Source organism: Streptomyces kronopolitis (genome assembly GCF_014646275.1).
Taxonomy (GTDB): domain Bacteria; phylum Actinomycetota; class Actinomycetes; order Streptomycetales; family Streptomycetaceae; genus Streptomyces; species Streptomyces kronopolitis.
Genome location: NZ_BMND01000030.1, coordinates 53,597 through 66,762 on the forward strand (window position 1 = coordinate 53,597; position 13,166 = coordinate 66,762).

Annotated in this window: 10 protein-coding genes; all 10 read left to right on the forward strand. The window is 70.8% G+C overall.

The window, feature by feature from the left end; translation table 11 throughout:
* Positions 1-24 precede the first annotated feature (24 nt).
* Genes nuoE through nuoN form a run of 10 tightly spaced genes read left to right on the forward strand, consistent with a single transcriptional unit; the run spans position 25 to position 13,163 of the window.
* Positions 25-876, forward strand: a complete 852-nt coding sequence (gene nuoE / locus IEY78_RS26370; RefSeq protein ID WP_189102424.1) for an NADH-quinone oxidoreductase subunit NuoE — start codon at positions 25-27, stop codon at positions 874-876.
* Positions 876-2,258 carry an NADH-quinone oxidoreductase subunit NuoF gene (nuoF, locus tag IEY78_RS26375; RefSeq protein WP_189102380.1) on the forward strand — a complete coding sequence of 461 codons (1,383 nt, stop codon included), beginning with the start codon at positions 876-878 and terminating at the stop codon, positions 2,256-2,258. The genes nuoE and nuoF overlap by 1 nt, the downstream gene beginning before the upstream one ends.
* Positions 2,255-4,789 (forward strand): NADH-quinone oxidoreductase subunit G, encoded by a 2,535-nt coding sequence (locus tag IEY78_RS26380; protein ID WP_189102382.1) that lies wholly within the window; start codon positions 2,255-2,257, stop codon positions 4,787-4,789. Before nuoF ends, IEY78_RS26380 begins: the two co-directional genes overlap by 4 nt.
* Positions 4,789-6,174 carry an NADH-quinone oxidoreductase subunit NuoH gene (nuoH, locus tag IEY78_RS26385; RefSeq protein ID WP_189102426.1) on the forward strand — a complete coding sequence of 462 codons (1,386 nt, stop codon included), beginning with the start codon at positions 4,789-4,791 and terminating at the stop codon, positions 6,172-6,174. The genes IEY78_RS26380 and nuoH overlap by 1 nt, the downstream gene beginning before the upstream one ends.
* Positions 6,167-6,751: an NADH-quinone oxidoreductase subunit NuoI gene (gene nuoI / locus IEY78_RS26390; protein ID WP_229700187.1), complete on the forward strand. Its 585-nt coding sequence runs from the start codon at positions 6,167-6,169 to the stop codon at positions 6,749-6,751. Before nuoH ends, nuoI begins: the two co-directional genes overlap by 8 nt.
* Positions 6,748-7,620 (forward strand): NADH-quinone oxidoreductase subunit J, encoded by an 873-nt coding sequence (locus IEY78_RS26395; RefSeq protein WP_189102386.1) that lies wholly within the window; start codon positions 6,748-6,750, stop codon positions 7,618-7,620. The genes nuoI and IEY78_RS26395 overlap by 4 nt, the downstream gene beginning before the upstream one ends.
* Positions 7,617-7,916 (forward strand): NADH-quinone oxidoreductase subunit NuoK, encoded by a 300-nt coding sequence (gene nuoK / locus IEY78_RS26400; RefSeq protein WP_018090964.1) that lies wholly within the window; start codon positions 7,617-7,619, stop codon positions 7,914-7,916. Before IEY78_RS26395 ends, nuoK begins: the two co-directional genes overlap by 4 nt.
* Before the next feature lie 13 nt (positions 7,917-7,929).
* Positions 7,930-9,813: an NADH-quinone oxidoreductase subunit L gene (gene nuoL / locus IEY78_RS26405; protein WP_189102388.1), complete on the forward strand. Its 1,884-nt coding sequence runs from the start codon at positions 7,930-7,932 to the stop codon at positions 9,811-9,813.
* 3 nt (positions 9,814-9,816) lie between these two features.
* Positions 9,817-11,475 carry an NADH-quinone oxidoreductase subunit M gene (locus IEY78_RS26410; RefSeq protein WP_189102390.1) on the forward strand — a complete coding sequence of 553 codons (1,659 nt, stop codon included), beginning with the start codon at positions 9,817-9,819 and terminating at the stop codon, positions 11,473-11,475.
* Positions 11,472-13,163, forward strand: a complete 1,692-nt coding sequence (gene nuoN, locus IEY78_RS26415; protein ID WP_189102392.1) for an NADH-quinone oxidoreductase subunit NuoN — start codon at positions 11,472-11,474, stop codon at positions 13,161-13,163. Before IEY78_RS26410 ends, nuoN begins: the two co-directional genes overlap by 4 nt.
* The last annotated feature ends 3 nt before the right edge of the window (positions 13,164-13,166 follow it).

A 13,166-nucleotide genomic window follows, 5' to 3' on the forward strand; every position in this document is an offset into this window, starting at 1 on the left:
GCGAACCACGACGTGCAGCTGGGAATGCCCGCGCTTCCCGCTCCCGACTACCCGGCGGACGTCCGGGCCCGGCTGGAGGCGGACGCCAAGGAGGTGATCGCCCGCTACCCCGGCGCGCGCTCGGCGCTGCTGCCGCTGCTGCACCTCGTCCAGGCCGAGGAGGGGCACGTCACCCGCACCGGCATCCGCTTCTGCGCCGAGCTGCTGGACCTGACCACCGCCGAGGTCACCGCGGTCTCGACCTTCTACTCCATGTACCGCCGCAAGGCGAGCGGTGAGTATCAGGTCGGGGTCTGCACCAACACCCTGTGCGCGGTGATGGGCGGCGACGCCATCTTCGAGGACCTCAAGGAGCATCTCGGCGTCGGCAACGGCGAGACCACCGAGGACGGCGCGGTCACCCTCGAACACATCGAGTGCAACGCGGCCTGCGACTTCGCGCCGGTCGTGATGGTCAACTGGGAGTTCTTCGACAACCAGACGCCGCAGTCCGCCCGGCGGCTCGTCGACGACCTGCGGGCCGGCCGGAGCGTCGAGCCCACCCGCGGCGCCCCGCTGTGCACCTTCCGGCAGACCTCCCGGATGCTCGCGGGCTTCCCCGACGAGCGGCCCGGAGCCGTCCGGGCCACCGGCGGCGCCGGGCCCGCCTCCCTGATCGGGCTGCGCCTGGCCAAGGGCGAGGTCGCCCCGGGCCGCGGCGGCGACACCGTCATCGCGCCCCGCACCGCGCGGACCGGCGCCGACGAGGCGCCCGCCACCGGCCACGACGACGGCCAGGCGCCCCCTGGCCACCCCAGTTCGCACGACGCACCGCACGAGACCTCGGCCTCCGACGAGCACCATCCGGCGGGGCCCGCAGCAGAGGAGGGGGAGTGATGACAGTGGCAGCCGAGCACGAGGGCGCCTCCCGGCCCGGGGCCGGCGGCGAGGCAAGCCCCGAAAAGCTCCTGGCACCGGTCCTGTCCGCCTTCTGGGACCAGCCCGAATCCTGGACGCTGGAGACCTACCGCCGGCACCAGGGCTACGACGGCCTGCGCAGGGCCCTCGCGATGGCCCCGGACGACGTGATCGCCTACGTCAAGGACTCCGGGCTGCGCGGCCGCGGCGGCGCCGGCTTCCCTACCGGGATGAAGTGGCAGTTCATCCCGCAGGGCGACGGCAAACCGCACTACCTCGTGGTCAACGCCGACGAGTCGGAGCCCGGGACCTGCAAGGACATCCCGCTCCTCTTCGCCAACCCGCACTCCCTCATCGAGGGCATCGTGATCGCCTGCCATGCGATCCGGTCGAACCACGCCTTCATCTATCTGCGCGGCGAGGTCGTCCCCGTGCTGAGGCGGCTGCACGAGGCCGTGCGCGAGGCCTACGCGGCGGGCTTCCTCGGGAAGAACATCCTCGGCTCGGGGCTCGACCTGGACGTGATCGTGCACGCGGGCGCCGGCGCGTACATCTGCGGTGAGGAGACCGCGCTGCTGGACTCCCTGGAGGGCCGTCGCGGACAGCCCCGGCTGCGTCCTCCCTTCCCGGCGGTGGCGGGCCTCTACGCCTGCCCCACTGTCGTGAACAACGTCGAGTCCATCGCCTCGGTTCCCGCCATCATGCTGCGGGGCAAGGACTGGTTCCGTTCGATGGGCACCGAGAAGTCCCCGGGCTTCACGCTCTACTCGCTCAGCGGCCACGTCGCCCGCCCCGGCCAGTACGAGGCCCCGCTGGGCATCACGCTGCGCCAGCTGCTGGACATGAGCGGCGGGATGCGCCGCGGCCACCGGCTGAAGTTCTGGACGCCGGGCGGCTCCTCGACCCCGATGTTCACCGACGAGCACCTCGACGTCCCGCTCGACTACGAGGGCGTCGGCGCGGCCGGCTCGATGCTCGGCACCAAGGCGCTCCAGTGCTTCGACGAGACCACCTGCGTGGTCCGCGCGGTCACCCGCTGGACCGAGTTCTACGCGCACGAGTCCTGCGGCAAGTGCACGCCCTGCCGCGAAGGCACGTACTGGCTGGTGCAGTTGCTCAGGGACATCGAGGCGGGCAAGGGCGCGATGGGCGACCTCGACAAGATCGACGACATCGCCGACAACATCAACGGCAAGTCCTTCTGCGCGCTCGGCGACGGCGCCGCCTCGCCGATCTACTCCTCGCTGAAGTACTTCCGCGAGGAGTACGAGCAGCACATCACCGGCCGGGGCTGCCCCTTCGACCCCGCCAAGTCGACCCTCTGGGGCGACAACGACGCTCACCTGGGGGTGAACGCATGACCGTCACCACACGTGCTCCCTCGGGGGGCGGCGAGGCGGCGATCCCGCCGGAGGACCTCGTCACCCTGACGATCGACGGCATCGAGATCTCCGTCCCCAAGGGGACGCTGGTCATCCGTGCCGCCGAACTCCTCGGCATCGAGATCCCGCGCTTCTGCGACCACCCGCTGCTGGACCCGGCGGGCGCCTGCCGGCAGTGCATCGTCGAGGTCGAGGGCCAGCGCAAGCCGATGGCCTCCTGCACCATCACCTGCACCGACGGCATGGTGGTCCGCTCGCAGCTGACCTCGCCGGTGGCGGAGAAGGCGCAGCGCGGCGTGATGGAGCTGCTGCTGATCAACCACCCGCTGGACTGCCCGGTCTGCGACAAGGGCGGCGAGTGCCCGCTGCAGAACCAGGCCATGCAGGTCGGCGACCCGGAGTCGCGCTTCGAGGGCAAGAAGCGCACCTTCGCCAAGCCGGTGCCGATCTCCACGCAGGTGCTGCTGGACCGCGAGCGGTGCGTGCTGTGCGCGCGCTGCACCCGCTTCAGCAACCAGATCGCCGGCGACCCGATGATCGAGCTGGTCGAGCGGGGCGCGCTCCAGCAGGTCGGTACGGGGGAGGGCGACCCCTTCCAGTCGTACTTCTCCGGCAACACCATCCAGATCTGCCCGGTCGGCGCGCTCACCTCCGCCGCGTACCGCTTCCGTTCCCGCCCCTTCGACCTGGTCTCCTCGCCGTCGGTGTGCGAACACTGCGCGGGCGGCTGCGCGACGCGCACCGACCACCGGCGCGGCAAGGTCCTGCGGCGGCTGGCGGCCAACGACCCCGAGGTCAACGAGGAGTGGCTCTGCGACAAGGGGCGGTTCGCCTTCCGCTACGCCCAGCAGCGCGACCGGCTGGAGCAGCCCCTGGTGCGCAACCGGGAGTCCGGTGAACTGGAGCCGGCGAGCTGGCCGGCCGCCCTGGAGGCGGCGGCCCGCGGGCTGTCGGCGGCCCGGGGCCACACCGGCGTGCTGACCGGCGGCCGGCTGACCGTCGAGGACGCCTACGCCTACGCCAAGTTCGCGCGGGTCGCGCTGGACACCCACGACGTCGACTTCCGGGCCCGGGCGCACAGCGCCGAGGAGGCGGACTTCCTGGCCTCCCGGGTCGCAGGCCGCGGCCGCGACCTGGACGACGGGCGCCGCGGGCCGGGCGTCACCTACACCACGCTGGAGCAGGCACCGGCCGTCCTGCTGGCCGGCATCGAGGCCGAGGAGGAGGCCCCCGGCGTCTTCCTGCGGCTGCGCAAGGCCCACCGCAAGAGCGGACAGCGCACCTTCGGGCTGGCGAGCTACGCCTCCCGCGGCCTGATCAAGGCCGGCGGCACGCTGCTGCCGGCCGCGCCCGGCACCGAGACCGAGTGGCTGACCGCGCTCTCCCGGGAGGGACTCGCGGGCGGGGCCGGACTGGAGGGCGAGGGGCGGGCCGCGGCCGAGGCGCTGCGCGCGGACGGCGCGGTGATCGTCGTCGGCGAGCGGCTGGCGTCGGTGCCCGGCGCGCTGACCGCCGCCCTCCGTGCCGCCGCCGCCACCGGCGCCCACCTGGTGTGGATCCCGCGGCGGGCCGGTGAACGCGGCGCCGTCGAGGCCGGTGCGCTGCCCGGTCTGCTGCCCGGTGGCCGGCCGGCCACCGACCCGCGGGCCCGCGACGAGGTCGCCGCTGCCTGGGGCGTGGCCGCGCTGCCGCACCGGCACGGCCGGGACACCGGCCAGATCATCGAGGCCGCGGCGACCGGGGAGCTCGGCGCGCTGCTGGTCGGCGGTGTCGAGGTCGCCGACCTGCCGGACCCGGCCCGGGCGCTGACCGCCCTGGACGAGGTCGGCTTCCTGGTCAGCCTGGAGCTGCGGCCCTCGCAGGTCACCGACCGGGCGGATGTGGTGCTGCCGGTGGCGGCCGTCGTGGAGAAGTCCGGCACGTTCCTCAACTGGGAGGGCCGGGCCCGGCTGTTCGAGGCGGCCGTCAAGCCGGACCAGATGGCCCGGCGGCAGTCGCAGCCCGACGCCCGGGTGCTGGATATGCTCGCCGACGCCATGGACGTCCATCTGGGGCTGCCGGACCTCCGCTCCGTGCGGCGCGAACTGGACCGGCTGGGCGGCTGGGACGGCCCGTACGCCGGGGAGCCGGCGGAGAGCGCGCGGGCACTGCCCCGGCCGGACGGCGGCGAGGCCGTCCTCGCCGGCCACCGGCTCCTGCTGGACCAGGGGGTGCTCCAGGAGGGCGACGAGGCGCTGGCCGGTACCCGCCATGCCGCGCTCGCCCGGCTGTCGGCGACCACCGCGCAGGAGACCGGGGTCAAGGACGGCGGCCTGCTGGCGGTGACCGGGCCGGCCGGTGCGGTGCACCTGCCGCTCCAGGTCACGCCGATGCCCGACCGGGTGGTGTGGCTGCCGCTGAATTCCACGGGCGGTGGCGTCGCCGCCGATATCGGGGCGCTCCCCGGTGACCTGGTCAAGATCTCCGCCGCCCCGGGCCTGCCGGAGCCGGCCGAGGAGGTGGACGCATGATGCAGCAGCTCGATCAACTCGCCGCCGGCAGCGCGCTGGCCCGGGAAGACCTGTCGATGTTCGGCCACGACCCGTGGTGGCTCGTCGTCATCAAGGCGGTCTTCTGCTTCGCCTTCCTGATGCTGACGGTGCTGTTCTCGATCGTCTGGGAACGCAAGGTCGTCGCCTGGATGCAGCTGCGCATCGGCCCCAACCGGCACGGCCCCTGGGGCATGCTCCAGTCCCTCGCCGACGGCATCAAGCTGATGCTGAAGGAGGACCTGGTCGTCAAGCGGGCCGACAAGGTGGTCTACATCCTCGCGCCGGTCGTGGCGGCCATCCCGGCCTTCATGGCGATCGCGGTGATCCCCTTCGGCCCGGCGGGCAACGAGATCTCGATCTTCGGGGTCCGCACCCCGATGCAGCTGACCGACCTGCCGATCGGCATCCTCTACATCCTGGCCACGGCCTCGGTCGGCATCTACGGCATCGTGCTGGCCGGCTGGTCCTCCGGCTCGACCTATCCGCTGCTGGGCGGGCTGCGCTCGTGCGCGCAGATGATCTCGTACGAGATCGCGATGGGGATGTCGTTCGCGGCGGTGTTCCTCTACTCCGGGTCGATGTCGACGTCGACCATCGTGGAGTCCCAGCACAACCGCTGGTACGTCCTGCTGCTGCCGGTGTCCTTCATCATCTACATCGTTGCGATGGTGGGCGAGACCAACCGCGCGCCGTTCGACATGCCGGAGTCCGAGGGCGACCTCGTCGGCGGCTTCAACACCGAGTACTCGTCGATCAAGTTCGCGATGTTCATGCTCGCCGAGTACGTCAACATGGTCACCGTCTCGGCGGTCGCGATCACCCTCTTCCTGGGCGGCTGGCGGGCTCCGTGGCCCATCTCCACCTTCTGGGAGGGGGCCAACCACGGCTGGTGGCCGCTGCTCTGGTTCACCCTCAAGGTGCAGCTGCTGCTGTTCTTCTTCATCTGGCTGCGCGGCACCCTTCCCCGGGTGCGCTACGACCAGTTCATGAAGCTGGGCTGGAAGGTCCTCATCCCGGTCTCGCTGGTCTGGCTGATGCTGGTCGCCACGGTCCGGGCGCTGAAGAACGAGGGCTACAACTTCTCGCAGATCGTGCTGTACGTCGCCGGCGGCGCCGTCGCGCTGCTGCTGATCTCCCTGCTCGTCGACTTCTTCCGGCGCGGCGAGGCAACCGAGGAGACCGACGGCGACGAGGCCTTCGACCCGATGGCCGGCGGGTTCCCGGTCCCGCCGCTGCCGGGGCAGGAGCTGCCACCGGTGCCCCGCCGACGGCCGCGCGGTGACCGGGAGTTGATTGTCAGTGGTCGGGTGGACACTGTCAGTGACGACAACGCACACGACGGAAAGGGGGGCGACGGTGCCTGAGTTCCAGAACCCCGTGGCCGGCTTCGGCGTGACCTTCAAGGCCATGTTCAAGAAGCGGCTGACCGAGCAGTATCCGGAGGAGAAGAAGCCGACGGCGCCGCGCTTCCATGGCCGCCACCAGCTCAACCGCCATCCGGACGGGCTGGAGAAGTGCATCGGCTGCGAGCTGTGCGCCTGGGCCTGCCCGGCGGACGCGATCTACGTCGAGGGCGCGGACAACACCGACGAGGAGCGCTACTCCCCGGGCGAGCGCTACGGCCGCGTCTACCAGATCAACTATCTGCGCTGCATCCTGTGCGGCCTGTGCGTCGAGGCCTGCCCGACCCGCGCACTGACCATGACCAACGAGTACGAACTCGCCGACCGGTCCCGCGCCTCCCTCATCTACACCAAGGAGGAGCTGCTCGCGGGCCTGGAGGACACGATGGTCGACACCCCGCACGCGATCTTCCCCGGCATGACGGAGAAGGACTACTACAAGGGCCTGGTGACCGAGGCCGCGCCGGGTGCGGTCCGCCAGGTCGCGCACTCCAAGGGCGAGACGCCGGAGTCCGAGGACAAGGGGGAGACGGCATGACCGCGCTGGCCGCCGCGTCCTCCCTGACCTCCACGGGCGAGGCCGTGCAGTTCTGGATCCTGGGCACCGTCGCCGTCGCCGGCGCGCTGTGCACGATCCTGATGAGGCGGGCGGTGCACAGCGCCCTCTCGCTCGCCGGGACCATGATCGTCCTGGCGGTCTTCTACCTCGCCAACGGCGCGTACTTCCTCGGCGTCGTCCAGATCGTCGTCTACACCGGCGCGATCATGATGCTGTTCCTGTTCGTCGTCATGCTCGTCGGCGTCACGGCCGCGGACTCCCTCAAGGAGACGCTCAAGGGCCAGCGGTGGCTCGCCGCAGGCCTGGGCATCGGCTTCGGCGTCCTGCTGATCGCCGGCATCGGCAATGCCTCGCTCAAGGAGTTCAACGGCCTGGGCGAGGCCAACGCCGGCGGCAATGTGCAGGGCCTGGCGGCGCTCATCTTCACCAAGTACGTCTTCGCCTTCGAGATCACCGGCGCCCTGCTGATCACGGCGGCCGTCGGCGCGATGGTGCTCACCCACCGCGAGCGCACGGAGCGCGCCAGGACGCAGCGTGAGCAGTCCGAGGCGCGGGTGCGCGAGGGCAAGCAGGTGCCGCCGCTGCCCGCCCCGGGTGTCTACGCCCGGCACAACGCCGTCGATATCCCGGGCCTGCTGCCGGACGGCACCACCGCCGAGCTGAGCGTCAGCCCGACGCTGCGCGAGCGGGGCCAGGTCCGCGATGTCTCCGGTGAGTCGCTCGCCGAACTCAAGGCGCTGGAGCGGCGTTCCGAGGACTGGCTGGGCCGGAGCACCGGGGACGAGGCAGCGGAGCCGCCGCCCGGCGGGCCGGCGCCGAGGGAGCACAAGGAGGGGGCCAAGAAATGAACCCGGTCTACTACCTCTATCTCGCCGCCCTGTTGTTCACCATCGGCGCGGCCGGGGTGCTGATCAGGCGGAACGCCATCGTGGTGTTCATGTGCATCGAGCTGATGCTCAACGCCTGCAACCTCGCCTTCGTCACCTTCTCGCGGATGCACGGGAATCTGGACGGCCAGATCATCGCCTTCTTCACCATGGTCGTCGCGGCGGCCGAGGTCGTGGTCGGCCTGGCCATCATCGTGTCGATCTTCCGCACCCGCCATACGGCCTCGGTCGACGACGCCAGCCTGATGAAGCTGTAAGGGGTCGCACAAAGTGGAGAACTTGATCGCGCTGCTTGTCGCGGCACCGCTGGTCGGTGCGGCCCTGCTGCTGTGCGGCGGCAAGCGCCTCGACCGCACCGGCCACCTGATCGGCACGCTGTTCTCGGTGGCGTCGTTCGCCCTCGGGGTGGTGCTCTTCGCCGACATGCTCGGCAAGGGGGCCGGGGACCGTGCCCTGCATCAGCAGCTGTTCACCTGGATCCCGGTCGGCGGCTTCCGCGCCGACATCGCCTTCCAGCTCGACCAGCTGTCGATGACCTTCGTCCTGCTGATCACGGGTGTCGGATCGCTGATCCACATCTACTCGATCGGCTACATGGAGCACGACGAGCGGCGCCGCCGCTTCTTCGGCTACCTCAACCTCTTCCTCGCGGCGATGCTGCTGCTCGTCCTCGCCGACAACTACCTGCTGCTGTACGCCGGATGGGAGGGCGTCGGCCTCGCCTCGTACCTCCTCATCGGCTTCTGGCAGCACAAGCCCAGCGCGGCCACCGCCGCCAAGAAGGCCTTCCTGGTCAACCGCGTCGGCGACATGGGCCTGTCCATCGCGATCATGCTGATGTTCACGACGTTCGGGACCTTCGCCTTCGGCCCGGTGTTCGCCGCCACCGACCGCGCCGGCCAGGGCACGCTGACCGCCCTGGGGCTGCTGTTGCTGCTGGGGGCCTGCGGCAAGTCGGCACAGGTGCCGCTGCAGTCCTGGCTCGGTGACGCGATGGAGGGCCCGACCCCGGTCTCGGCCCTGATCCACGCCGCCACGATGGTCACCGCCGGCGTGTATCTGATCACCCGCTCCGGGGCGATCTTCAATGCCGCGCCGACCGCCCAGCTGGCGGTCGTCGTGGTGGGCGCGGTCACCCTTCTCTTCGGTGCGATCGTCGGTTGCGCCAAGGACGACATCAAGAAGGCGCTGGCCGGCTCGACGATGTCGCAGATCGGATACATGATCCTGGCCGCCGGGCTCGGCCCGATCGGCTACGCCTTCGCGATCATGCATCTGGTCACCCACGGCTTCTTCAAGGCGGGCCTCTTCCTCGGCGCCGGTTCCGTGATGCACGGCATGAACGACGAGGTGGACATGCGCCGCTACGGCGGTCTGCGGAAGTACATGCCGGTCACCTTCATCACCTTCGGCCTCGGCTATCTGGCGATCATCGGCTTCCCCGGGCTGTCCGGCTTCTTCTCCAAGGACAAGATCATCGAGGCGGCGTTCGCCCGGGGCGGCACCGAGGGCTGGATCCTCGGCGGCGCGGCCCTCCTCGGCGCCGCGATCACCGCCTTCTACATGACCCGGGTGATGCTGATGACCTTCTTCGGCGAGAAGCGCTGGGACCCGGCCGAGGTGCATCCGCACGAGTCGCCCAAGGTCATGACGCTGCCGATGATCGTGCTCGCCTTCGGGTCGGTCTTCGCCGGCGGGCTGTTCAGCATCAACGAGGCGTTCGTGAAGTGGCTGGAGCCGGTCACCTCGTTCGCCCACGGCCACTCCCCGGTCAGCGCCACCACGGTCACCGCCGCCACGATGGTGGTGCTGGTCATCGGGGTCGGCATCGCCTGGGGGATGTACGGCCGCAAGCCCGTCCCGGCGCTCGCCCCGCGCGGTTCGCTGCTGACCCGGGCGGCCCGCCGCGATCTGCTCCAGGACGACTTCAACCACGTCGTGTTCGTCCGCGGTGGCCAGGAGCTCACCGGCACCCTCGTCCAGCTCGACCGCTCCGTGGTGGACGGCGCGGTCAACGGCACGGCGGCCGCGATGGGCGGACTCTCCGGGCTGCTGCGGCAGTTGCAGACCGGGTTCGTGCGTTCCTACGCGGTCCAGATGCTGGGCGGCGCCGCCGTTCTCGTCGCCGCGACCCTGCTGATGAGGGGTGTCTGAGCCATGTCGTTTCCCCTGCTGACGGTGGTGGCCGCGGTGCCGGCGGCCGGTGCGGTCGCCACCGCCGCGCTGCCCGCCGCCCGGCGCACCGCGGCCAAGTGGCTCGCGCTGCTGGTATCGGTGGTCACCTTCGCGCTGGCGCTCGTGGTCGCGTTCCGCTTCGACCCCGGTTCCAAGAGCCCCTACCAGTTCACCGAATCGCACGCCTGGATCAGCGACTTCGGCGTCCGCTACGCACTCGGCGTGGACGGCATCGCGGTCGCCCTGATCGCCTTGACCACCCTGCTGATCCCCTTCATCATCCTGGCCGGCTGGCATGACGCCGACCCCCTGGAAGAGGCCGCGCCCAACCGGCGCTGGCGGCCCACCCAGGGCTTCTTCGCGCTGATCCTGGCCGTCGAGGCGATGGTGGTCATCTCCTTCGAGGCCACCGACGTCTTCGTCTTCTACCTCTTCTTCGAAGCCATGCTGATCCCGATGTACTTCCTCATCGGCGGCTTCGGGGACCGGGCCGGCGGCGAGGACGAGGACGGGGCCGCGCGCCGGCGGTCGAACGCCGCGGTGAAGTTCCTGCTCTACAACCTCGCCGGCGGACTGATCATGCTGGCCGCGGTGATCGGGCTCTACGCCGTCACCGCCGACCAGCTCGGCAGCGGCACCTTCTCGCTCCAGCAGATCGTCGAGGCCCGGGCGGCCGGCCGGCTGCACATCGGCACCGGCACCGAGCGGCTGCTCTTCCTCGGCTTCTTCTTCGCCTTCGCGGTGAAGGCACCGCTGTGGCCGCTGCACACCTGGCTGCCGGGCGCCATGGGCGAGTCCACCTCACCGGTCGCGGTGCTCATCACCGCGGTCGTCGACAAGGTCGGCACCTTCGCGATGCTCCGCTTCTGCCTCCAGCTCTTCCCCGAGGCCAGCAGCTGGGCGACGCCCGTCATCCTGGTGCTCGCGCTGATCAGCGTGCTCTACGGCGCGCTGCTGGCGGTCGCCCAGCGGGACATCAAGCGCCTGATCGCCTACGCCTCGATCTCGCACTTCGGCTTCATCATCCTGGGCATCTTCGCGATGACCTCCCAGGGCCAGGGCGGCGCGACGCTCTACATGGTCAACCACGGCATCTCGACCGCCGCGCTGATGCTGGTGGCCGGCTTCCTGATCAGCCGCCGCGGCTCCCGGCTCATCGCGGACTACGGCGGCGTGCAGAAGGTCGCCCCGATCCTCGCCGGCACCTTCCTCATCGGCGGTCTGGCCACCCTCTCGCTGCCCGGCCTGGCGCCGTTCGTCAGCGAATTCCTGGTCCTGGTGGGCACGTTCAGCCGCTATCCGGTGATCGGCATCATCGCCACTCTCGGCATCGTGCTCGCCGCGCTGTACGTCCTCGTGCTCTACCAGCGGACGATGACCGGGCCGGTGAAGCCCCAGGTGAGCGGCCTGCCCGACCTCCGGGTGCGGGAGCTGGTCGTGGTGGCGCCGCTGATCGCGCTGCTGCTCTTCCTCGGGGTGTACCCCAAGCCGCTGACCGACCTGGTCAACCCGGCGGTCGACCACACCCTGTCCGTCGTGGACAAGAAGGATCCCAAGCCCACTGTGCAGGTGGACGCCGTGCCCGGCGGAGGCCGGCACGGCCACGCCGTGCGTGAACAAGACGTGGAGGCCGCGAAGTGAGTCCCGTGGCAAGTGTCCACAGCCTGTGGACGGTGGCGGCCGGTGCGCCGGGCAAGATCCCGGCGCCGCACATCGAGTACGCCGAGCTGTCGCCGACGCTGATCGTCCTCGGCGCGGCGGTGATCGGCATCCTGATCGAGGCGCTGGTCCCGCGCCGCCACCGCTACTACTCCCAGCTGCTGCTGTCGCTGGTGGCGCTGGCCGCCGCGTTCGCCGCGGTGATCGGCCTGGCGGCCGGCGGCTTCGGCTCGTCCAAGGCGCACATCGCCGCGATGGGCGCCGTCGCCGTCGACGGTCCCGCGCTGTTCCTCCAGGGCACGATCCTGCTGGTGTCGCTGATCGCCGTCTTCACCTTCGCCGAGCGCCGGCTCGAACCCGCGGCGCACGGCGAGGGCGCGTCCCCGGCCCGGACGAAGGGGCGAGCCTGGGGGCGCGTGGACTCCTTCGCCGCACAGCCCGCGGCCGTCCCCGGCAGCGCGGCCGAACAGGCCGCGGTCAAGGCCGGGTTCACCACCACCGAGGTCTTCCCGATCCTGCTCTTCGCGGTCGGCGGCATGCTGATCTTCCCGGCGGCCAGCGACCTGCTGACGCTCTTCATCGCGCTGGAGGTCTTCTCCCTCCCGCTGTACCTGCTGTGTGCGCTGGCCCGCCGCCAGCGGCTGCTGTCGCAGGAGGCCGCGGTGAAGTACTTCCTCCTCGGCGCCTTCTCCTCGGCCTTCCTGCTGTTCGGCGTGGCTCTGCTCTACGGCTACGCGGGCACCGTCACCTACGCCGGGATCGCCGAGGTGGTCTCGGACGGCGCCAAGCAGATCGATCCGGCGCTGGCCGGCACGATGGGCAATGACGCCCTGCTGCTGATCGGTGCGGCGCTGGTGCTGATGGGGCTGCTGTTCAAGGTCGGCGCTGTCCCGTTCCACATGTGGACCCCGGACGTCTACCAGGGCGCCCCGACCCCGGTCACCGGATTCATGGCGGCCGCCACCAAGGTCGCCGCCTTCGGCGCGCTGCTGCGCCTGCTGTACGTCGTCCTGCCGGGCCTGCGCTGGGACTGGCGGCCGGTGATGTGGGGCGTCGCGATCCTCACGATGCTGGGCGGGGCGATCGTCGCCATCACCCAGACCGACATCAAGCGGCTGCTGGCGTACTCCTCCATCGCGCATGCCGGCTTCCTCCTCGCCGGTGTCGTCGCCACCAGCGAGGACGGCGTCTCCTCGGTGCTCTTCTACCTCGGCGCCTACTCCTTCGTGACGCTCGGCGCCTTCGCCGTGGTCACCCTGGTGCGGGACGCCGGCGGGGAGGCCACCGCGCTGTCCAAGTGGGCCGGGCTCGGGCGGCGTTCACCGCTGGTGGCCGCGGTCTTCGCGGTGTTCCTGCTGGCCTTCGCGGGCATCCCGCTGACCTCCGGGTTCGCCGGAAAGTTCGCGGTCTTCAAGGCGGCGGCACAGAGCGGCGCGGGCTGGCTGGTGGTGGTCGGTGTGCTCTCCTCCGCCATCGCCGCGTTCTTCTACATCCGCGTCATCGTGCTGATGTTCTTCAACGAGCCGAAGGCGGACGGCCCGACGGTCGCGGTGCCCAGCCCGCTGACGACCACCGCCATCGCCATCGGCGTGACCGCCACCCTGGTGCTCGGCCTGGCGCCGCAGTACTTCCTCGATCTGGCGGGGCAGGCCTCGGTCTTCGTGCGCTGAGCG